The organism is Chromobacterium indicum (assembly GCF_039708975.1).
GTDB classification, from domain to species: Bacteria; Pseudomonadota; Gammaproteobacteria; order Burkholderiales; family Chromobacteriaceae; genus Chromobacterium; species Chromobacterium piscinae.
In genome coordinates, this window is the sequence record NZ_JAYFSJ010000025.1 from 1 (window position 1) to 20,256 (window position 20,256).

General features: G+C 65.9%; 23 protein-coding genes, 1 other RNA gene, 1 pseudogene and 1 riboswitch. Of the genes and pseudogenes, 21 read left to right on the forward strand and 4 right to left on the reverse strand.

The genetic code is table 11. The features are described from left to right. The first annotated feature begins 305 nt into the window (after nucleotides 1-305). From pilV to VA599_RS23405, 12 genes and pseudogenes are all read left to right on the forward strand, one after another. Nucleotides 306-785 (forward strand): type IV pilus modification protein PilV, encoded by a 480-nt coding sequence (pilV, locus tag VA599_RS23350; RefSeq protein WP_158677431.1) that lies wholly within the window; start codon nucleotides 306-308, stop codon nucleotides 783-785. Next, nucleotides 782-1,846 carry a PilW family protein gene (locus VA599_RS23355; protein ID WP_031295841.1) on the forward strand — a complete coding sequence of 355 codons (1,065 nt, stop codon included), beginning with the start codon at nucleotides 782-784 and terminating at the stop codon, nucleotides 1,844-1,846. Before pilV ends, VA599_RS23355 begins: the two co-directional genes overlap by 4 nt. After that, on the forward strand, nucleotides 1,843-2,394 hold the full coding sequence (locus tag VA599_RS23360; RefSeq protein WP_021475817.1) for a pilus assembly PilX family protein: 552 nt from the start codon (nucleotides 1,843-1,845) through the stop codon (nucleotides 2,392-2,394). The genes VA599_RS23355 and VA599_RS23360 overlap by 4 nt, the downstream gene beginning before the upstream one ends. Before the next feature lie 7 nt (nucleotides 2,395-2,401). Then, nucleotides 2,402-6,064, forward strand: coding sequence for a pilus assembly protein (locus VA599_RS23365; protein ID WP_346790880.1), 3,663 nt, complete (start codon nucleotides 2,402-2,404; stop codon nucleotides 6,062-6,064). Between the two features lie 26 nt (nucleotides 6,065-6,090). Beyond that, a complete protein-coding gene (locus VA599_RS23370; RefSeq protein ID WP_158677428.1) occupies nucleotides 6,091-6,498 on the forward strand; it encodes a type IV pilin protein in 408 nt (135 codons plus the stop codon). Between the two features lie 10 nt (nucleotides 6,499-6,508). Continuing rightward, a complete protein-coding gene (locus VA599_RS23375) occupies nucleotides 6,509-7,066 on the forward strand; it encodes a GspH/FimT family pseudopilin (protein ID WP_104945603.1) in 558 nt (185 codons plus the stop codon). Between the two features lie 118 nt (nucleotides 7,067-7,184). Next, nucleotides 7,185-7,685 carry a D-glycero-beta-D-manno-heptose 1-phosphate adenylyltransferase gene (gene rfaE2, locus VA599_RS23380; RefSeq protein ID WP_021475813.1) on the forward strand — a complete coding sequence of 167 codons (501 nt, stop codon included), beginning with the start codon at nucleotides 7,185-7,187 and terminating at the stop codon, nucleotides 7,683-7,685. Continuing rightward, nucleotides 7,682-8,647, forward strand: a complete 966-nt coding sequence (locus VA599_RS23385; protein ID WP_346790883.1) for a biotin--[acetyl-CoA-carboxylase] ligase — start codon at nucleotides 7,682-7,684, stop codon at nucleotides 8,645-8,647. Before rfaE2 ends, VA599_RS23385 begins: the two co-directional genes overlap by 4 nt. After that, entirely contained in the window at nucleotides 8,644-9,357 is a 714-nt protein-coding gene (locus VA599_RS23390) for a type III pantothenate kinase (RefSeq protein WP_346790885.1), read from the forward strand. Before VA599_RS23385 ends, VA599_RS23390 begins: the two co-directional genes overlap by 4 nt. Continuing rightward, complete coding sequence (locus tag VA599_RS23395) at nucleotides 9,357-10,199, forward strand: SPOR domain-containing protein (RefSeq protein WP_346790887.1); 843 nt, start codon at nucleotides 9,357-9,359, stop codon at nucleotides 10,197-10,199. The genes VA599_RS23390 and VA599_RS23395 overlap by 1 nt, the downstream gene beginning before the upstream one ends. Before the next feature lie 107 nt (nucleotides 10,200-10,306). After that, entirely contained in the window at nucleotides 10,307-11,125 is an 819-nt protein-coding gene (locus VA599_RS23400) for a YoaK family protein (RefSeq protein ID WP_104945599.1), read from the forward strand. A gap of 7 nt (nucleotides 11,126-11,132) precedes the next feature. Further along, a pseudogene (locus VA599_RS23405) lies at nucleotides 11,133-11,309 on the forward strand (agmatinase); the annotation flags it as partial. Nucleotides 11,310-11,425: 116 nt separating this feature from the next. On the opposite strand, the gene cobS reads toward VA599_RS23405, so the two are convergent. Genes cobS through cobT form a run of 3 tightly spaced genes read right to left on the reverse strand, consistent with a single transcriptional unit; the run spans nucleotide 11,426 to nucleotide 13,778 of the window. Continuing rightward, nucleotides 11,426-12,157, reverse strand: coding sequence for an adenosylcobinamide-GDP ribazoletransferase (gene cobS, locus VA599_RS23410; RefSeq protein ID WP_346790889.1), 732 nt, complete (start codon nucleotides 12,155-12,157; stop codon nucleotides 11,426-11,428). Beyond that, nucleotides 12,145-12,747 (reverse strand): histidine phosphatase family protein, encoded by a 603-nt coding sequence (locus VA599_RS23415; protein WP_346790890.1) that lies wholly within the window; start codon nucleotides 12,745-12,747, stop codon nucleotides 12,145-12,147. Before VA599_RS23415 ends, cobS begins: the two co-directional genes overlap by 13 nt. Beyond that, nucleotides 12,744-13,778, reverse strand: coding sequence for a nicotinate-nucleotide--dimethylbenzimidazole phosphoribosyltransferase (cobT, locus tag VA599_RS23420; protein WP_346790892.1), 1,035 nt, complete (start codon nucleotides 13,776-13,778; stop codon nucleotides 12,744-12,746). The genes VA599_RS23415 and cobT overlap by 4 nt, the downstream gene beginning before the upstream one ends. A gap of 121 nt (nucleotides 13,779-13,899) precedes the next feature. Continuing rightward, a riboswitch (cobalamin riboswitch) is annotated at nucleotides 13,900-14,107 on the forward strand. Nucleotides 14,108-14,234: 127 nt separating this feature from the next. Here cobT and VA599_RS23425 point away from each other — a divergent pair. The 8 genes from VA599_RS23425 to VA599_RS23460 all read left to right on the forward strand — a co-directional run bounded on the left by VA599_RS23425 (nucleotide 14,235) and on the right by VA599_RS23460 (nucleotide 19,209). After that, nucleotides 14,235-16,100 (forward strand): TonB-dependent receptor domain-containing protein, encoded by a 1,866-nt coding sequence (locus VA599_RS23425; protein WP_346790893.1) that lies wholly within the window; start codon nucleotides 14,235-14,237, stop codon nucleotides 16,098-16,100. Nucleotides 16,101-16,110: 10 nt separating this feature from the next. Then, a complete protein-coding gene (gene cobU, locus VA599_RS23430) occupies nucleotides 16,111-16,638 on the forward strand; it encodes a bifunctional adenosylcobinamide kinase/adenosylcobinamide-phosphate guanylyltransferase (protein WP_346790894.1) in 528 nt (175 codons plus the stop codon). Continuing rightward, a complete protein-coding gene (locus VA599_RS23435) occupies nucleotides 16,635-17,510 on the forward strand; it encodes a cobalamin-binding protein (RefSeq protein WP_346790895.1) in 876 nt (291 codons plus the stop codon). The genes cobU and VA599_RS23435 overlap by 4 nt, the downstream gene beginning before the upstream one ends. A gap of 21 nt (nucleotides 17,511-17,531) precedes the next feature. After that, nucleotides 17,532-17,741, forward strand: a complete 210-nt coding sequence (locus tag VA599_RS23440; RefSeq protein ID WP_021477212.1) for a hypothetical protein — start codon at nucleotides 17,532-17,534, stop codon at nucleotides 17,739-17,741. Then, nucleotides 17,738-18,049, forward strand: coding sequence for a cell division protein ZapA (locus VA599_RS23445; RefSeq protein WP_231152848.1), 312 nt, complete (start codon nucleotides 17,738-17,740; stop codon nucleotides 18,047-18,049). The genes VA599_RS23440 and VA599_RS23445 overlap by 4 nt, the downstream gene beginning before the upstream one ends. 32 nt (nucleotides 18,050-18,081) lie before the next feature. Further along, nucleotides 18,082-18,265, forward strand: a non-coding RNA gene (ssrS, locus tag VA599_RS23450) — 6S RNA. A gap of 9 nt (nucleotides 18,266-18,274) precedes the next feature. Further along, the gene (locus VA599_RS23455) at nucleotides 18,275-18,886 is read left to right on the forward strand and encodes a 5-formyltetrahydrofolate cyclo-ligase (protein ID WP_021477210.1); all 612 of its coding nucleotides are present in this window, start codon (nucleotides 18,275-18,277) and stop codon (nucleotides 18,884-18,886) included. Next, entirely contained in the window at nucleotides 18,883-19,209 is a 327-nt protein-coding gene (locus tag VA599_RS23460) for a DUF1294 domain-containing protein (RefSeq protein WP_021477209.1), read from the forward strand. The genes VA599_RS23455 and VA599_RS23460 overlap by 4 nt, the downstream gene beginning before the upstream one ends. Nucleotides 19,210-19,471: 262 nt before the next feature. Here the strand turns inward: VA599_RS23460 and VA599_RS23465 are convergent, their stop codons facing one another. After that, entirely contained in the window at nucleotides 19,472-19,636 is a 165-nt protein-coding gene (locus tag VA599_RS23465) for a hypothetical protein (RefSeq protein WP_346790898.1), read from the reverse strand. A 122-nt stretch (nucleotides 19,637-19,758) separates the two neighbouring features. On the opposite strand from VA599_RS23465, the gene VA599_RS23470 reads away from it, so the two are divergent. After that, complete coding sequence (locus VA599_RS23470; protein ID WP_346790899.1) at nucleotides 19,759-20,232, forward strand: EVE domain-containing protein; 474 nt, start codon at nucleotides 19,759-19,761, stop codon at nucleotides 20,230-20,232. Nucleotides 20,233-20,256: the final 24 nt, after the last annotated feature.

The following is a 20,256-nucleotide window of genomic DNA, read 5'->3' on the forward strand; positions in this document are numbered from 1 at the left end:
ACCGTGAAACGCCTTAGCGCCGATGATAGTGTGGCATTCGCCATGTGAAAGTAGGACACCGCCAGACGCCTCATACGCAAAACCCCAGCTCATTGAGCTGGGGTTTTTGCATTGCGCGCGCGAAACCTCCCCCAAGCAGCCCCGACCGGAACCCGGCGGGGCTTTGGCGTTTCCGCTGGGCTGATTGCCAGCCGATGCGGTTGATCGCCGTCCATCGTCGCTATCCGTCCTTTTGTCGGCGCTGGCTGCCATTTGTCATTCGCCGGAGCTATTCTGGCAATGACAGCCGGGCAATGGGGATGGACATGCGCAATGGACTGAGGCGGCCGGCGGCGGGGTTCACCATGCTGGAGGTGCTGATTGCGCTGCTGGTGCTGGCGATGGGCGTGCTGGCAGCCATCGCCGTGATACTGAATGCGGAGCGCGCGAGCGGCTCGGCTTATCTACGGCAGATGGCCACCCAATACGCTTACGATATGGTTGACCGGATGCGGGCGAATTCAGCCCAGGTCAGCGTGGGCAACTACGATGTGGCGTCCGGCACTACGCCTTCCTCTCTGCAAAGCAATTGTGTCACTTCCGCGTGCAGCGCGGCGACGATGGCCACTTATGACAAGTATCAGTGGCTGAGCGATCTGCAGAACAATCTGCCCGGCGGCACCGGCAGCGTTTATCAGCCGACAAACGGCGGCAGCACCGAGCGCGTGGTGCAGATCTGGTGGACCGATGGCAATGCGGTGAGCGGCGGCAGCCTGCAGACCGTGACGGTGAGGACCATCATGTGAAAGCCTGGCGAGCGCAGTCTGGATTCTCCCTGATTGAACTGATGGTGGCGATCACCATCGGTTTGCTGCTGCTGACGGCCCTGGTCGGCATCATGGTGGGCGGGCGCAAGGATTATTCCACCAATGCCGGCCAGGGCATGTTGCAGAACGCCGGCGCGACCTTGTCCAGCGTGATTTCGCAGACGGCGCGTTCTGCCGGCTTTTTTGGCTGCTCCGGCGCCACTACTTCCAATGCGCTGGTGACGGCAAATGGCCTGTTGAGCAACTTCAACTCGCCGGTCATCGGTTATGACGCGACGCTGGCCTCGTCGACGCTGACGCTGAGCGCGCTCAACGGCAACAACGACAGCACATTGACCGACTGGTCGCCGACGCTGGATAGCAGCCTGCAAGGCAAAGTGGCGCAGGGCAGCGATGTGCTGGTTTTCGCCGGGCAAACCAATGGCACGACGCCGGTGTGGGTCAATACCTACGCATCGGCCGGCAGCACGGCCCTGGTTACGCTGGCGGCCTCCGGGGTGGTGGCTAACAACCTGTTGGCGGTATCCAATTGCGGGCACTCGTCGATTCTGCAAGTCAATAGCGTCGGCAGCGCCAGCAGCGGCAGCGTGATCAATCTGAAGCAGGCTTTGGATGCGGATTTTCCGGTGGGCTCGGTGGCGGTGCCTTTGTCGCAAACCGCCTATTTCGTCGCGCAGGCGACAGGCGCGCAGAGCGCGTTGTATCAGGCGGTATATGACGGAACAGCCTCCAGCTGGCAATTGACGCCGGTGGTGCCCGGCGTGGATGCCTTGCAGGTGTGGTACGGCGTTGGAAGCACGCCGGGCGTGACCACGCAGTATCTGCCCGCAGCCCAGGTCAGCAATTGGGCGCAGGTCAACAGCCTGAGGATAGCCGCCTTGTTGGAGGGCCCGCTGGGTTCGGCGCCGGCGGGCGCGCGCTCGGGTTGCGCGAATCAGACCAGTTGGACGGTGTTGGGCAGCACCGTGGTGGTGCCTTGCGATACCCGATTGCGCCACGTGTACACGATGACCGTGTCCCTGAGGAATGCCGGACTATGACGATCTTGCGAACCTATCCCGCGGGGCAGAAGGGCGTGGTGCTGATCGTCGCGCTGATTTTCATGCTGGTGATCATGATTCTGGGTCTGGCGGGCAGCAGCCAGTCGTTGGGCCAGCTGCACATGGCCAGCAATAATGCCTTGTATCAGAATAATCTGCAGCTGGCGGAAGGCACGCTGCGTCAAGCCTACGCCTCGATGCTGCAGGGCAATTTCGCCAGCCAGAGCTTCACCGTTTCCGGCAGCAACGGTTATTACCAGTTCAATGCCAGCGCGACGCCGATCTGGCAGCAGAATCTGTATACCGCTTCGTTCTGGAGCGACAACACCAAGACGATAAGCGGCTACGCCGGCACGCCGGCGGTTTCCGGCATCGTCAGCAGCTACGTGGTGGAGAGCATGCCAGCCTCGTGCCGCGCTGGCGTGAGCTGCGGCAATCGCGGCATTTATGGCCTGCAGGCAGGCAGCAACAACTACCGGGTCACCGCCCGGGTGGCGACCAGCAGCGGCGCCAGTCCAGTGGTGGTGCAGGCGATCTTCACGCAGTGAGGCGGATATGGCGAACCGGACAACCTTGACGCGCATCGCCGGCAGCATCGCGCTGCTGGCCGGGTTGACGCTGGCGGCCCTATGGGTGCGCGGCGCGGGTTCAACCGCGACATTGGCGATCTCCCAGGTGCCCCTGACCATCAGCACGCCGGCGCGGCCGCAGGTGGTGATCGCGGTGACCAACTCCGAATCGATGGACGGCAGCACCATCACCTATTGCAACGGCACCGGCAATAGCAGCGCCAACTGCAGCAACGGTTTTTCCACCACCTATACCGGCCGCGGCGGCGCCTTGCTGACCGGTTCCGGCGCGGTTGGCGGTTTGACCAGCTCTGCCTCGCCCATCAACTACCCGGTGCCGGCCAACTTCACGCCGCCCATTTCCGGCGGCGCGGCCGGCAGCATGCAGCCCTATACCTCGACCTTGTCGGGCGGGCAGCTGGCCGACAACAGCCCGTCGCGGCTCAACGTGGCCAAGGCCGGCATCCTGTCGATACTGAACACCTATCTCGCCACCACCGATTTTTCCTTATTGTCCTACCAGACCAGCCGCACCTCGCTATACACGACCTGGGTTTACTACATGTCGCCGCCGGGCGGCTTCTCCTTCACCAACACGGCGACCGCCACCAGCGCCACCGATACGGTTATCAACCCCTGCTATGGCTATTTGTCGCTGAGCATCCTGTTTTCGACGGTGAAGAGCAATTGCGCGGCGATCGTGTTGGGACTTGGGCTTAGCGGCGTTACCGTGAGCGGCGCCCAATACATGACGGTGGCTGCCACCAGCGATGACGCCAACATCAACGACGTGTTGTACACCACGGGATTGAACCCGGTGTTCATGACTTACGGCACGGTCAGTCCTAGCAATCCCTACAGTTACTACTCGCTGAACAGCTACAAGAACGGTTCGGTATCGGTTGGCTACAGCCTGATGGCGCCGGGCGGATTCTCTTCCTGGAGCACGTCGCCCACCAATGCCGGCTACGTACCCTTCACTCCCCAGGTGATGTATGTGCAGCGGGGCTGGGGCTATGGCGGCTCGCAGTCATACAGCGGCGCCACCACCAATGTGGCGATGACCAATCTGGGCAGCCCGTCGTCCAGCCAGATCACCAGCGCCTACAATACCTTTTCCCCGTTTCTGCAGCCGGAAACCAACTCCACCGGCACGACGGAGATCAAGTCGGCGGCGGGGCAATCGCCGATCTATGCACTGTTGAAGACTGCGCAAACGTCTTTCACCAGTACCTCGTCCAGCAGCGGCTGCGCGCCGCAGAAGTATGTGGTGCTGATCACCGACGGCTTGCCAACCCAGGACAAGAGCGGCTATTTCTGGCCCCCGGTGGGCAGCGCCGCGGCCACCGGCTACGGCGTGACCGCCAGCTTCAACGCCGATGGCTCGCTGAATACCAGCGGCACCAACAGCCAGGCCCTGCTCGACGCCATCAGCCAGATCCAGACCCTGGCCACTGCCGGCATCAAAACCTATGTGATAGGCCTGGGCGCGGGGGTGGCGCCGGCCACCAATCCGGTGGCGGCGCAGACGCTGACCGCGATGGCGGTGGCGGGCAACACCGGCTCCTACTATCCCGCGGTGAGTCCGACGGCTTTCAGCAACGCGCTGAGCGCGATCCTGGTGCAAATCCAGAAGGGCAGTTACGACCAGGCCTCGGTGGCGCTGAACAGCACCACGCTCAGCACCAACACCCAGGCTTTCCTGGCCAGCTTCAACCCCAGCGACACCCCGTACAGCGACTGGACTGGCGACCTGGCGGCCTACACGCTCGGCAGCAGCAGCGGCTTGAACGTCAGCACTTCGGCCAGCTGGAGCGCGCAAACCCAGGTGGACACGCTCGCCAGCGGCAGCGGCTGGCAGAATACCCGGCTGATCGCCACCTGGGACGGAGTGAACAACAAGGGCGTGCCGTTCCGCTGGCCAGCCACTGGCGTCACTGGGATCAACAGCACGCAGCAGTCGCAATTGCAGCCCTCGGATACCAAGGGCAGCCTTCGCGTCAACTACTTGCGGGGCGACACTTCCCAGGAGGTGCGCAACGGCGGCGGATTCCGCAACCGCAGCCATTTGCTGGGCGACATCATCGACAGCGGGCCAGCCTATGTCGCCAAGCCGAATGGCCCTTATATCGATACCAGCTATCAGACCTTCGCCAGCAACAACGCCAGCCGCACGCCGATGCTTTACGTCGGCGCCAACGACGGCATGGTGCATGCCTTCAACGCCAATACCGGCAACGAGGCCTTTGCCTTCGTGCCCAATGGCGTGTTCGCCAACCTGTACCAGCTGACCAGCGCCTCGTACAACAACAATCACCTCTATTTCGTCGATGGCTCGCCCCAGGCTGGGGATGTGATGTTTTCCGACAATAGCTGGCATTCGGTGCTGGTGGGCGGGCTGGGAGGCGGGGGCAAGACCATCTACGCGCTCGACGTTACCTCGCCTTCCACGCTGACTACGGAAACGGCGCTGGCCAGCGCCGCACTGTGGGAATTCAGCGATACAGGCATGGGCTATTCCTATGGCCGTCCTACGGTCGCCCGCCTGAACGGCGCGACCAACGCCTTCGCGGTGTTTTTCGGCAATGGCTACGCCAGCAGCGGCAACCACGCGATCTTCTACGCGGTCAATCCGCAGACCGGCGCCACGCTGGCCAAGATAGACCTGTGCAGCTCGGTGCCGGCCGCCTGCAACAGCAGCGCGCCGCAGGGCCTGTCCGAGGTGGTGGCGGTCAATAGCAGCGGCAACGCCGGCGCGGCGGTGGATACCGTCTACGCTGGCGACCTGCAGGGCAATCTGTGGGCGATCAACGTGTCCAGCTCGAATCCGGCCAACTGGTCGGCGCGGCTGTTGTTCACCGCTGCCGACAGCAGCGGCAACCACCAGCCGATCACCGCCGCGCCGGTGGCGACGCTGAATCCCAACTTCCCCAAGCAGAAGGGCATGATGGTGTACTTCGGCACCGGCCAGTTGCTGGCCCAGGCCGATCTGACCAATACCAACACCCAGGCCTTCTACGCGGTCTACGACAATATGACCATCACCGGCCTGACGTCGTCCAATCTGCTGCAGCAGACCGAAACCGCGATCTCCACGTCCGTGTCCGGCTTCCCCAGCACCACAGTCTCGTCCACGCAATACAACTGGCAGAGCCCCAATCCGCCGCTCAGCTGCGTGGTGGGCAGGACCTGCCCGACGCTGTATGGCTGGTATTACACGCTGGGCTTCGCCGGCAGCGGCGCCCGAGTGCTGACCAATCCGCAGCTTTTCGCCGGCAACGTGGTGTACACCACGTTCACGCCGTCGTCCTCGCCCTGCACTGCGGGCGGCAGCTCCTTCCTGATGGCGTCCAGCTACGCGACGGGCGGCCCTCCGGCCCAGCCTTTCCTGGACGCCAACGGCGACGGGGTGGTCAACGGCAGCGACGTTTACAGCCAGCAGCCGCTGTCGGGCGTGCAACTGGGCAGTTTCTTCGCCTCGTCGCCGGCTTTCGTGGTTTCCAACCAAGGCGGCTACTCCGCCAGCATCCTGGTGGGCGGCGGCAACGGCAACAGCCGCAACAACTGCGCCAACGGCAAGCTCAACTGCACCAGCAGCAGTCCGTCGCAGCAATACTATTCCTGGAGCGGATGGTGGCAAATCCTTTAAAAAAGCCCATGGGGCGGAGAGGTCGCATGCGCGGCCTCACGCTGGTCGAACTGATGATCACCCTGGCGATCGTCGCCATCCTGGGCACCATCGCCTATCCGATGTATACCGGCTATGCGCAGCGATCGCGGCGCAGCGACGCCTGGCAGGCGCTGAGTACGGCGCAGGCGCAAATGGAGCAGTGTTATTCGCAGTATTTCGCCTACAACAACGCTTCCTGCGCGGTGACTACGGCGTCTCCCAGCGGTTATTACCAAGTGCAGATCGCCTCGTCCACCAGCGCCAGCGCCTACACGCTGACGGCTACGCCGACCAGTCCGGGCCTGCAGACTGCCGATACCAGTTGCAGCAGCTTCAGCGTCGGCAACGGCGGCATCCGCAGCGCGTTGACCTCGCAAGGCGCGGATTCGTCCAGCACCTGCTGGCCGCATTGAGGCGCTGGAGATGAGACCGCAGGCGGGGAGGGGTTTCACGCTGGTGGAAATGATGGTGACCATCGCTGTGGCGGTGCTGATGGTGACCGTGGCCCTGCCGGCCTGGCAGGTGTTCGTTCAGAACGAGAGGCTGAGCAGCACGCGCGACCAGCTGATCAGCGCGATGAACCAGGCGCGGGCATTGTCGATCAGCAACGACGACGTGGTGACCATCTGTCCCTACAACGCCAGCTCCGCCTCCAGCTGCGGCGCCAGCTGGAGCGCCGGCTGGGCGATTTTCGAATTGCCGCAGGGCAGCGCAAGCTCCACCAGAGTGCAGGCCCAACCGCTGACCGCCGGCTCCTCGCCCACCATCAACGCCGCCACTTCCGCGGGCGCGGCCATCTCCAGCATCAGTTTCAATCCCCGCCCGCCCTATGTCGCGGCAGCCCAGACCGGCGATTTCCGCCTTTGCGACAGCCGGGGCGTCAGCTATGCGTTGTCGTTCAATCTGCAGACCACCGGCTACATCCAGCAGGCGAGCAAGGCCGGCGTCACGCTGGCCGGCGTCGCGCTCACCTGTCCCTGAGGCGGCCGGAGTTGGGCAGCCGTCGGCGACGGTGGTATGCTTCGCGATCCGTTCCGTTTCATGGCGCCGCGGCGGTCTCGGCATGATGTGCCGCGTCGGCGTCCGCTCAAGGAAAAGCATGGTTTACCCGTCGCCGTCGTTTGAAGACAAAATCTGCCCGCCGGAACAGCTGGCCGAGCGTCTGGCCGCGCTGCCGCGGCCGCTGGTGTTCACCAACGGCTGCTTCGACATCCTGCATCGCGGCCACGTCACCTACTTGGCGCAGGCGCGCGCGCTGGGCGCCAGCCTGGTGCTGGGCTTGAATACCGATGCTTCGGTGAAGCGGCAGGGCAAGGGCGACGATCGTCCGATCAACAATGAACTGAACCGCGCCGCGGTGCTGGCGGCGCTGGAGAGCGTCAGCCTGGTCACCTGGTTCGACGCCGACACCCCGGCCGAGCTGATCGAGCTGATCAAGCCCGACGTGTTGGTCAAGGGCGGCGACTGGACCGTGGACAAGATCGTCGGCAGCGGCGAAACGCTGGCGCGCGGCGGCCAGGTGCACTCCATTCCTTTTCTGTTCGACACCTCCACCACCAAGACGTTGGAAAAAATCCGCGCGAACGAGGGCAAGGCGTGAGCGAGCACGCGTTCGCGGTGCTGCGCCGCCTGTCCGACGGCCGCTTCCACTCCGGCGAGGACATTGCCCAGGCGCTGGGCTGCTCGCGCACGCTGGTGTGGCAGGCGGTGCATGCGATCGAGTCCGAACTGGGCCTGGACGTATTCAGCGTGCGCGGCCAGGGCTATCGGCTGGCCAAGCCGTTTGACTGGCTGGACGTGGCCGCGGTTCGGGCGGGCTTGCCGCCGGCCGCGGCCGAGACATTCACGCTGGCGGTGGCTGAGCGCACCGATTCCACCAACAGCCAGTTGATGGCGCGCGCCGGCAACGGCGGCTTGCACGGCCTGGTGCTGGCCTGCGAGCAGCAGACCGCCGGCCGCGGCCGGCTGGGGCGGCGCTGGCAGGCCAGACTGGGATCGGGCCTGACCTTCTCGCTGCTGTGGCGTTTCGAGCGCGGCTTGGCCGAGCTGGCCGGCCTGTCGTTGGCGGTGGGCGTCGCGCTGGCGCGCGCGTTGCGGGCGCTGGGCGCGCCGGTGGAGCTGAAGTGGCCGAACGATGTGCTGCTGGATGGCCGCAAGCTGGCCGGCATCCTGATCGAGGTGTCCGGCGACGCGCTGGGACCGGCGGCGGCGGTGATCGGCATCGGCTTGAACGTCGCCGATCCGGGCGAGGTGGACCAGCCGGTGGCCGCGCTGGAGCAGGCTGGCGTGGCGCCGGATCGAAACCGGGTGTTGGCCGCTTTGTTGGGCGAGCTGGAACGGGTGCTGGCCGATTTCGACCGCGAAGGCTTCGCGCCGCTGCGCGACGAGTGGTGGAGCCTGTGCGCCCATCGGCAGGCGCAGGTGCGGTTGAGCTTCTCGCATGGCGAGCCGATCGACGGCACCGCCTGCGGCGTGGCCGAAAACGGCGCGCTGCTGGCGGAAACGGATCAGGGACCCAGAGCCTTCCACATCGGCGAAGTCAGCCTGAGGGGGCGCCAATGAAATTATTGATAGACGCCGGCAACAGCCGGGTGAAGTGGGCCTTGTATCAGGGCGAGGATTGCGTGCGCCAGGGCGCGGCCGAGCACGGCGAACTGGCCGGCCTGGCCGATGCCTGGCGCGGCCTGCCGCTCGAGGGCGCCTGGCTGTCGTCGGTGACGCGCAAGGATGTGGCCGACGCGCTGGCGGCCGCCGTGCCCTGCCCATTGCACCGCGTGCACGCGGAACGCCGTTTTGGCGATGTGTGTAACCATTATCGCAACACCGCCGAGCAGGGCGCGGACCGCTGGCTGGCGGTGCTGGCCGCGCGCGAGCTGTGCCGCGGGGATCTTATCGTCGCCTGCGCCGGCACCGCGTTGACGGTGGAGGCGCTGACCGCCGAGGGCGACTACCTGGGCGGCCTGATTCTGCCGGGCCACGGCCTGATGCTGCACAGCCTGGCCCAGGGCACGGCCAATCTGAACCGCGCCGCCGGCGAGATCGCCGATTTTCCGCAGGGGACGCAGGACGCGCTGGCCAGCGGCGCGATGGCGGCGTTGACCGGCGCCATCGAGCAGCAGCGGCGCAAGCTGGCTGAACGCACCGGCCGCGCGCCGGCCACGGTGATCCTCACCGGCGGAGACGCCGCCCGCATCGCGCCCTGGCTCGCGGCGCCGTTGCAGATCGTGGATAATCTGGTGCTGATGGGTTTACTCAAGGTGGCGAATACGTGATGAAGTGGCTAGTGGCGCTGGTGGTGGTGCTGAATCTGGTGGTGGCGATGTACGGCTCGCTGAAGCAGCGGCCGCCGCTGGACGTGCACGCCCAGGAGGTCAGTCCCGGGCAAGTGAGGCTGCTGCCCGCCAACTGGAAGCCGGACGCGTCCGCGCCCAAGGCGCAGGCCAGCGCGCCGGCGGCCTCGGCTCCCGCGGCGCAGCCGCTGCACGAGACCAAGCCCGCGGCCAGCGCGACCAAGTCCCAGGTCAAGCCGGCAGCCAAGCCGGAAGCGTCCAAGCCCGCGGCCAAGGCGGCCGACAAGCCACAGGACAAGGCTGAGCAAGACAAGGCGAAGGCTACGCCGGATAAGACCGTTGCGGACAAGAAACCCGAAGCGCTGGCCTGCTATCGCTGGAGCGGCCTCAACGACAGCCTGCTGGCGCGGGTGAAGGGCGGCGTGCCGCAACTGAAGCTGAAATCCGGCCAGATGCAGGAAGACAGCAAGGAAGAAAGCAAGGGTTCCGGCCGTTTCTGGGTGTATTACCCGCCGCTGGCCACCCAGTCCGAAACCAAGACCCTGTCGGCCGAGATGAGGGACAAGGGCTTCGACAACTACATCGTCAGCAACGATGAATTCAAGGGCAATCTGTCGCTGGGCCTGTTCGGCAAGGAGGACGCGGCCAAGACGCTGGTGGCGCGGCTGAAGGCGGCCGGCTACGATAAGGCGGTGGTCAAGTCCAAGGATCAGCCGGCCAAGATCACCGCGCTGACCTTCAAGGATCTGGACGCGGCGCAGGCCGAGCGCCTGAAGGCATTGCAGAAGCGGCTGACGCCCGGCATCGCGCTGAAGGGCTGCTGAGCGGAGACCGTGGCCAAAGCTTGATCCAGCGGCTTGCCAAGTGGCATGCTGCGGCGCAATATCGACAACGGCGGCGACAGGCCGCCGTTTTGCTTGCCAGGCTTTCCATGACCCGACACATCCACATTACCCGGCTGCTGGACCGCGGCCGCTTCAACGACAGGATATTGCGCCAGCTCGGCTGGGCGATGGCCTTCATCGCCGGCGCGATCAACGCCGGCGGCTTCCTGGCGGTGCACCGCTACACCTCGCACGTGTCTGGCGTCGTGTCCGGCATGGCCGACGCCTGGGCCACCGGCGAGATCGGAGTGGGATTGTCGCTGCTGGTGATGCTGTGCAGCTTCATCGGCGGCGCGATGCACAGCACCTGGCTGATCCTGTGGGCGCGGAGGCAAAGGCTGCGCGGCGGCTACGGCGTGTCGATGATGGAAGAGGCGCTGCTGTTGCTGGTGTTCGGCCTGCTGGGCGCTGGGTTGTCGCTGCACAAGGGCCTGTTCACTCCGCCGACGGTGATGCTGCTGTGCTTCATCATGGGCATGCACAACACCATCGTCACCAAGCTGTCCGGCGGGCTGTTGCGCAGCACCCACATGACCGGCATCGCCACCGATATCGGCATCGAGCTGGCCAAGATGAGCTATTACAACCGTCAGGCCAACGCGCGGGTGGCGGCGGTGCGTTCCAACCGCAAGAAATTCCGCGTCTACACGCTGATCCTGCTGGCCTTCTTCCTGGGCGGCGTGGTGGGCGCGTTGGGTTTCAAGCATCTGGGCTTCGGCTTCACGTTGCCTCTGGCGCTGTTCCTGTTTGCGCTGGGCCTCAGGCCGGCCTGGTACGACGTCAGGCTGCGCTGGCGCTGGTGGCGCGGCCGCTGGGCATCGCGGCGCGCGCGGGCCGCCCTGCAGGGCGGACGTTCCGCATCCTGAGGCGGAGGCCAGCGTGCAGCTGGCCGAGCTGAAACCGCATCCGTGGGGCTTCGATCCGTTCGATGATCTGGCGGTGGTTGACTACGGCGACTGCTGGTTCGACGTACACAACCCGCTGACCATCAAGCTGTCCATCATCGAGCACGCCCGCTCCATTCTGGCTTCCGGCGCCAAGATGCTGACCGCGCAGCCCCTTGGCCTGCCTGGCGGATAGCCCCGCCGTGTAAATTATGTCCGCGCAGCGGACTCAGATCAGGTTTGCCTGTCGATTCTGATGCCGCTCAGATTGCGGACGGGGCATCAAATCCACCCCGGCACTCGCCACAGCAGCAAGCCCAGCATCGCGATTTCGCAAAGCTCCACGCCTGCTCCCAGGCAGTCGCCGGTCATGCCCCCCAGGCGGCGCTTCAGGAAGGCCCACCAGGCCAGGCCGGCCAGCGGGGCCAGCAGCAGCGCCGGGGCCAGCCAGGCGGACAGCGCCAGCAACGCGGCCAGGTTCAGGCCCATGCCGGCCCAGTCCCGGCGCCAGGCGAAGCGCTCTCCGCTGCCCGGCGCGATGGCCGGCAGCGTGGCCGACCAGGCCACGGCGAAGCCGCGCGCCCAGGCCGGGATCAGCAGCAGGCCCCAGGCCGGGCCGCCGTGGCGGGCGGCCAGCATCAGCAGCACCAGCTTGGCGGCGACGGCCAGGATCAGCGAGAGCGCGCCGAAGCTGCCCAGATGCGGATCTTTCAGCACCTCGAAGAAGCGCTCGCGCGAGCGGTGGGCCGCGCCCAGCGCGTCGGCGAGATCGGCCAGGCCGTCCAGGTGCAGGCCGCCGGTCACCATCACCCAGGCCAGCAGCGCCAGCAGCGCCGCCAGCCAGGGGTCGACCAGGCCGCCCAGCCGCAGCGCGGCCAGCAGCAGGGCGCCGACGATGACGCCGACGGCGGGAAACCAGCGCGCGCTGGCCGCCAGCCATTCGGGTTTGAAATCGGCCAGCTGCGGCGTGGGCAGCCGGGTCAGGAACTGCACCGCCAGGATCAGTCCGCGCATGCGGACTCCAGGCGCAGCAGATAGGCAGGATGGCCTTCCAGCATCGACAGCTGCACGAAACCGCCGCGTTGCACCGTCATCAGCTTGGCCACCGCGAACTCGGTGCCCAGCAACTCGGCCATCAGCACCGTGATCACGCCGCCGTGGGTCACTAGCAGCCGGTGGCTGCCGCGGGCTTCGGTCATCCAGTCGGCCAGGCCGGCCAGCACCCGGGTGCGGAACTGCTCGAAGGTTTCGCCGCCGGGCGGGCTGAGCCGGCCGGCGGCCAGCGCGTCGCCCCAGCCCGGGTGGGCTTGCTCCAGGTCGGCCACCGGCTGGCCGTCCCAGCCGCCGAAATCCATCTCGGCGAAGCGCGGGTCTACCTTCAGCGTCAGCGAGCCGGACAGCGCCTGCTTGACCGAGAATTCACGGCAACGCTGCAGCGGCGAGGTGGCGATGCTGGTGACCGGCGCCAGATTGCTGATGCGCTTCCAGCTATGTTCCAGCTGCTGGTGCCCCAGCTCGGTCAGCGGCAGGTCGGTCAGGCCGATCAGCCTGCCGTCGTGGTCGATGTCGCCGTGGCGCAGCAGGGTCAGCGTGTAAGGGTTCATGCCGATTTGCCGCTGATGCCGGCTTCCGCGAAGGTGGCCATGCCGTTGTGCAGCTTCACCGCCAGTTGCAGCAGCGGCACGCACACGGCGGCGCCGGAGCCTTCGCCCAGGCGCATGCCCAGGTCCACCAGCGGGGGCAGCTGCAAGGCTTTCAGCGCCAGATCATGGCCGGATTCCGCCGAGCGGTGGCTGGCCAGCAGCCAATCGTGCAGCGAGGGCTCCATCGTTTTGGCGCACAGCGCGGCGGCGCTGGCGATGAAGCCGTCCACCAGCGACGGCACGCCCAGCCGCGCGCCTTCCAGGTAAAAGCCGGCGATCGCGGCGATTTCCAGGCCGCCCAGCTCGGACAGCGTGTCCAGGCCGCTGAGGTTTTCCCAGGCCACCCGAGCCAGCGCGGTTTTCACCGCGCGGTGCTTGTTGGCCAGGCCGGCGTCGTCGACGCCGGTGCCGCGGCCCACCACCAGCTCAGGCGCCGCGCCGGTCAGCCGGCAGATCAGCGCCGCCGACGCGGTGGTGTTGCCTATGCCCATGTCGCCGGCGATCAGCAGGTTGGCACCGGCCTCCACCGCGCGGCGGGCGGCGGAGCGGCCGGCCTCCAGCGCGGCAGCTGTTTCATCGGCGCTCATCGCCGCCTGCTTGGCCAGGTTCTGGCTGCCGGGCCTCACTTTGGCATGGACGATGGGCAGCGCGGCCACGTCGCCGGCCACGCCCACGTCCACCACTTCCAGCCGCGCGTCCAGCGCGCGCGCCAGCACGCAGATGGCGGCGCCGCCGTTGGCGAAGTTGCGCACCATCTCGGTGGTGACCGCCGACGGGAAGGCGGATACGCCTTCCACCGTGACGCCGTGGTCGGCGGCGAACACGGTGATGGCCGGGCGCAGGTCTTCCGGCTGGGCGCGGCCCTGCCAGGCGGCGAAGCGGCAGGCCAGTTCCTCCAGTTGTCCCAGGCTGCCGGGCGGCTTGGTCAGGATGGCCTGACGGGCGCGGGCGGCGTTGCGGGCGGAAAGATCCAGGGGTTTGCTGCTGTTCATGGTATGGGCCTGCTGCGGGAGCGGACGGGGGTCCGGATGATGAATGGGAGCCGGCGCGAGGCATCGGCTGGACTCTAAGCATATTACTGCTTGGCCGGTGCCGCCAAAAGTCCGGCGGGTTATAATCCGCCGATCAGCAGGTGTCCGGAGGCGCGCGGTCTGGCGCGCCCGGATGAAACGGGAAGCCGGTGAGAAACCGGCGCTGCCCCCGCAACGGTAAGGCCTGGCGCATATGCGCCCAGGCGGCGCAAGGGCCACTGTCCTCGGGACGGGAAGGCGCGCCGCCGGCAAGGCTCAGCCCGGAGACCGGCCTGCGCTGCCACTGGCCGGAAGCCGGTGGGCCACTGGAGTATCGCGGGGAGGCGATTCGACAGACGTTCCGGTTCTGCCGTGCCGTCCTTTGCTGCTGTTGTCCTCTTCGCACTCAACGTTGACCCTATCGTGGAGTGTGTTTTCATGTTCAAGCTTCAAACCTGCGCCGCGCTGACGGCGCTGGCCTGTTCCGGCCTGGCCCTGGCCGATGGCGTACCCCAGTTCGCCGGCGATCCGGTGATCGTGACGGCGAGCCGCATCGCGCAGCCGCTGTCCAAAACGCTGGCCGACGCCACCGTGATCACCCGAGATGAAATCGAGGAAAGCGGCGCGCAGACGCTGCAGCAGGTATTGTCGCGCCAGGCAGCCGTCACAATTACCAGCAACGGCGGTCCGGGTACCTCCAGCAGCATCTTCATGCGCGGTACTAACAACGATCATACGGTTGTGTTGGTGGACGGCATGCGCATTTCGTCGGCGACATCGGGCACCACGGCGATCCAGAACATCCCGCTGGAGCAGATCGAGCGTATCGAAATCCTGCGCGGCCCGGCCTCCAGCCTGTATGGCGCTGATGCCATCGGTGGCGTGATACAGATCTTCACCCGCAAGGGCGAGGGCGAGCCGCGTTTCAATGCTGGCTTCGAGGCTGGCAGCCGCGGCACTGGAAAATTGACGGCGGGCGTGGGCGGCAAAAGCGGCAACACCGCCTACAGCCTGCAGCTGAGCCATGCCCAGTCCGATGGGTTTTCGGCGACCAATCCGAGAAGCGGATCCGGGTATAACCCCGATAACGATGGTTATCGCAATGACGGCTACACCGCCAATGTGACCCAGACGCTGGCTCCGGGGCATGATTTGACGCTGCGTTTGTTCCAGACGTTTGCTCGGGCCGATTTCGATCAGAATCCAGTTGGACAGAACTGGATTGATACCCGTCTGACCGGGCAGAGCCTGGAGTCGCGCAATCGCTTGACCGATATCTGGACCAGCACGCTGCGTTTCAGTCACAGCCAGGACAAGCAGGAAACTTTCAATGGCGCGGCCGGCGGTGCACGCGATGGTTTCTTCCAGACCACTCAAAACGAGTGGACCTGGCAAAACGATTTGGCGACGAATTGGGGCAAGTTCGTGTTGGGGGCAAGCCACAATGACCAAAAGATGGACAGCAGCGGCGCATTCACGAAAAACACGCGCACTCAGTACGCGGGATTCGCCACCTACCAGCTTGAGCAGGGCAACAGCTTGCTCCAGGCCGGCCTGCGTCGCGATCATGACGACCAGTTCGGCGGCAAGACCACCGGCAAGCTGGATTACGGCTATCGATTTGCCGAGGGCTGGCTGGCCCGGGCAGGTTATGGCACGGCGTATAAAGCGCCGACGTTTAATGATTTGTACTATCCCCCAACCGATATAACTGAGTACAACTACCACTACCGGAGCAATCCGAATCTGAAGCCGGAAAGCTCGCTCAATAGCGAGCTGGCGTTGGTGTATAGCAAGAGTGGCGGTCGTTTCAGTCTGACCGCGTTCCATAATCGAGTGAGCGATTTGATCGCTTCGGCTACCACTGCCGATGGTGTCGATACCCGGATCAATATCAGTCGAGCAACCATCCGTGGTTTGACGTTGGAAGGTACCACGATGGTGGCTGGCGTCGATCTGGGCGCCAATCTTACCTTGTTGGACGCCCGCGATGACGGCACTGGTCACTGGCTGGCGCGCCGTCCGCGCCAGAGCGCCAACTTCACCGCCAGCAAGGAGCTGGGCAAGTGGACCTTGGGCGCTGAGCAGCAGATCGTTTCCCGCCGATACGACGATCCGGCGAATACCGAGGCCAAATCGCTGCATGGCTACGGCGTGACCAATGCTTTCGCCAACTACCGCTTCGCCAAGCGCTGGACCGCGACGGCTCGCGTCGACAACCTGTTCGACCGCGAATATGAAACCGCCTACGGCTACAACACCGGCGGCCTGGGCGCCTTCATCGGCGTGCGTTACAGCCAATAAGGGATAAGCCATGCCCCACCTCATCACTGGCGGCGCCCGCAGCGGCAAGAGCCGCCATGCCGAAGACCTGGCCCGCCGGCATGGCGGACCGGTGTGTTATCTGGCCACCGCTGAGGTGCGCGACGCCGAGTTCGCGCGCCGGGTGGCGCTTCACCGCGCGCAGCGGCCGGCGCACTGGCGCGTGGCGGAGGCCGGCCGCGGCCTGGCGGCCATCATCGCGGCCCACGACGCGCCGGACGGCCTGCTGCTGATCGACTGCCTGGGTATGTGGCTGATGCGTTTCTTCGGCGAGGCCGGTTTCGACGCGGCCGGGTACGAGTCGGAACGCGACGCCTTGCTGGCGGCGCTGGATGGCGCAAGTGGCGAGGTCTTGCTGGTGTCCAATGAAGTGGGCTGGGGCGTGGTGGCGGGCGATGCCGAAACCCGCCGCTTCGTCGACGAGCTGGGCCGGCTCAACCAGTTGGCGGCGTCGCATTGCGGCCGGGTGACGCTGGTGGCCTGCGGCCTGCCGCTGGCGTTGAAGGGGGAGGCGGCATGAGGCGGACGCTGTTTGGCTTGTGCCTGCTGCTGGGCGCGGCGCGCGCCGGAGCGGCGATCCAGGTCGAGGACGGCGCCGGCAAGACCGTGGCGCTGGAGCGGCCGGCGGCGCGCATCGTCAGCCTGGTGCCGCACGCCACCGAGCTGTTGTTCGCCGCCGGAGCCGGCGGCAAGGTGGTGGCCACCGTCGATTACAGCGACCACCCGGAAGCGGCGAAAAAGCTGCCGCGCGTCGGCGGCTTTACCGGCTTCAGCCTGGAGGCGGTGTTGCGGCAGAAGCCCGATCTGGTGGTGGCCTGGCAGGACGGCGGCACCCCGCGCGAGCTGGATCGGCTGCGGCGCATGGGGGTGCCGGTGTTCATCAGCCATCCGCTGCAGCCGGACGATGTGGCGCAGGAAATCGTCAAGTTGGGCAAGCTGGCCGGCACCGACGCCGCCGCGTCTCAGGCGGCCGTGGCTTATCGCCAGCGGCTGGCGGCGCTGCGGCAGCGCTACGGCGGTCGCGCGCCGGTGCGGGTGTTCTATCAGCTGAGCCAGACCCCCATCTTCACCGTCAGCGGCAAGAGCTATATCGACGCGCTGATCCGCGTCTGCGGCGGGGTGAACGTGTTCGCCGATCTGCCCTTGCCGGCGCCGCAGGTGTCGACCGCCGCCGTGGTGGCGGCGCAGCCGCAGGCCATCGTGGCCGGAGACGACGCCACGCTGGCGATGTGGAAGCGCTGGCAGGCCCTGCCGGCGGTGGCGAACGGCGCGCTGCTGGCCCTGCCCGGCGACGCCATCACCATCCCCGGACCGAGGCTGGTGGACGGCGCGGACCAGCTGTGTGCCCGGCTGGACACAGCCCGGCAGCGGCTGGGTTTGACGCCCAAGTAGCCGCCCGTTATCCTCGCCGCCATGGACAATGAACTGGAATACCTCGAATCCCGCGTCGCGGCGCTGATCGCCCGCATCCGGGAACTGGAAGTCCAGAACGGCCGGTTCGCCGAGGCGCTGTCCGAAGCGCTGAAGGAGAACGCCGAGCTGAACTTCCGCGTCAACGAAACCCGCAGTCGGGTGGCGGCCCTGGCTGCGCGCCTGCCCGCCGCGCCGGAGAACGAGCAATGAGCGACGTGGTTCAGGTCGATATCGAGCTGCTGGGCAGACATTTCACCATCGGCACGCCGCAGGGCGAGCAGGAAACGCTGCTGGAGGCGGTTCGCCTGCTGGAAGGCAAAATCTCCACCATTCAGCAGCATGGCAAGGTGATGGACGCCGACAAGATCGCGATCATGGCCGCGCTGAACATCGCGCACGACCTCTTGAAGACAAAAGTGGGCGAAGGCTTGGAGATCGCGGCGTTTCAGCGTAAAATACGCGGTATGAGCGAAGCAGCCGACCAGGCGCTGAGCCAAAGCCAGCAGCCGCTGTTTTAAGCCGAGCGGCGCTGGCGCACCAAAGGTCAGTTTATCCCCTGCGGTGTTCGTGAAGGCGCACAATTCCTTTGTACCAATGCGTTCGCTTTTGGCTGCCAGCGTGAGACATGGGCGTGCCGCGTTCCCTAGTGAACGCGCCCGAAATGTTTGGCAGGCGGCCCCTCCTGGAAACAGGGTACAAGCGAATTTAGCCCGAACGACACTCGCGGGGGGTCCCCCTCCTTGATGACCGCATCTTCCCCTGCAATCGACAAAACAGCGCTCAGGCGCCAGCTTCGTCGCGCCCGCATCGCGCTGCCGCCGGCCTATCGCGCCGCCGCCGCGCGCGCGATCGCCCGCCACGCCTCCCGTTTATTGGCGCGCGGCAAGCGCGTCGGCGGCTATCTCGCCGCCGGCTCCGAGCTTGACCTGGCCGAAGTGATGAACGCTGCGCTGTGGCGCGGCGCGGAGGTCTATCTGCCGCAGATTCCGCGGCGGGGCCGCCGGCTGTGGTTCACCCGGCTGGGCGCCGCCGACCGCTGGTATCTGCATCCGCGTTACCGCATCCTGGAGTACGCTGGCGCGCGGCTGCGCGCCGAACGGCTGGACGTGGTGTTCGTGCCCTTGCTGGGCGTGGACCGGGACGGCTACCGGATGGGACAGGGCGGCGGCTTCTACGACAGCACGCTGGCCTTCCGCCGCCGGCACGCCATGAGCGGCAAGCCGCTGCTGGTCGGCGTGGCGTTCGATTGCCAGCAGGTGGACGCGGTGCCGCGCGAGGCATGGGACGTGAGGCTGGACTGGCTGCTGACCGAATCCGGCTTGCGACGTCTGCCCTTGAGGGAGGCGGGCGCATGATCCTGTTGCTGTTGCTGCCCTTGCTCGCCGCCTGTTTGCTGGGCTGGCTGGCCTGGTGGTGGTGGCTGCCTTATGCCGTGATGGCCGCGCCCACGCTGCTGGCCTATTGGCTGGACAAGCGCGCGGCACTGCGCGGCCAATGGCGCATTCCGGAAGCCAGGCTGCAATGGCTGCATCTGGCCGGCGGCTGGCCGGCCGCCTGGCTGGCGCAGCGCGCGTTCCGCCACAAGACCCGCAAGCAGCCCTTCCTTGCGCTGTACTGGCTCGGCGCGTTGGCCAATGCGGCCTTGCCGCTGGGCTGGCTGTGGATCAAAAGCCGCTGAGCATGCTTGGGGCGGCTGACAAAAATCAGTTTCACGCCTGAGGCCAGGCGCGCCGACCCAGTCTGTGCTTGAGTGCGGCAAGTCGGCGCAACGCAGCGTCAGGAGTTTGTTAGCCACTCTTGGAACCTGTTCAAAGTCTCGTGAGCAAGAGCGAGACAAGGCGAAAACGAGCGAAAAATCGGAATGTACAAGTGGTACATGAGCATTTTGAGCTTGTTTTCAACGCCGTATCGCCGAAGCGCAGCAGACTTTGAACAGGTTCTTAGCGCCAACCGTAGCGCGGGCCGTAGCCGTAGTAATACACCGGCGCCGCCGGCACCACCACGGCTGGGCGCACCACCATCGGCGCCATGGCGACGCGCGGCGGCTCCACTACGCAGCCGGCCAGGCTGCTGATTGCGACGGCGGCCAGAATCCATTGTTTCATTTTCGCGCCCCTGCGATGCGGGACAGCATGCCTGTCCCGTTATCGCCAGCATACGAAGCAATCTTTCCAGTAAGATTGAGCAAGTCTTTCCCCATCCACTCAGCGATTAACAGATATTGCCCATGCGCTACTGGCTGATGAAGTCCGAACCGGACGAAACCTCGATAGACCATCTGGCCGCCGAACCCGCGCGGCTGTTCGAATGGACCGGCGTGCGCAATTACCAGGCGCGCAATTTCATGCGCGACGACATGCGCCCCGGCGATCTGCTGCTGTTCTGGCATTCGTCCTGTCCCGAGCCCGGCATCGCCGGCATCGCCGAGGTGGCGGCCGCCGCGCATGCGGATTCCAGCCAGTTCGATCCCGCCAGCCCTTACCACGATCCCAAATCCGATCCAGCCAAGCCGCGCTGGCAGTGCGTCGACGTGCGCTTCATCAAAAAGACGCGGCTGGCGCCGCCGGCCGAGTTGCGCCAGCATCCGTCGCTGGAAAACATGACGGTGCTCAAGCGCGGCAATCGCTTGTCGATCACGCCGGTGACGGCGGAGGAGTGGGCGTACCTGATGGATTTGTTGGGCGTGGGCCAGCCGCGTTGATGCTTGGCGCGCGGATATTCCTGT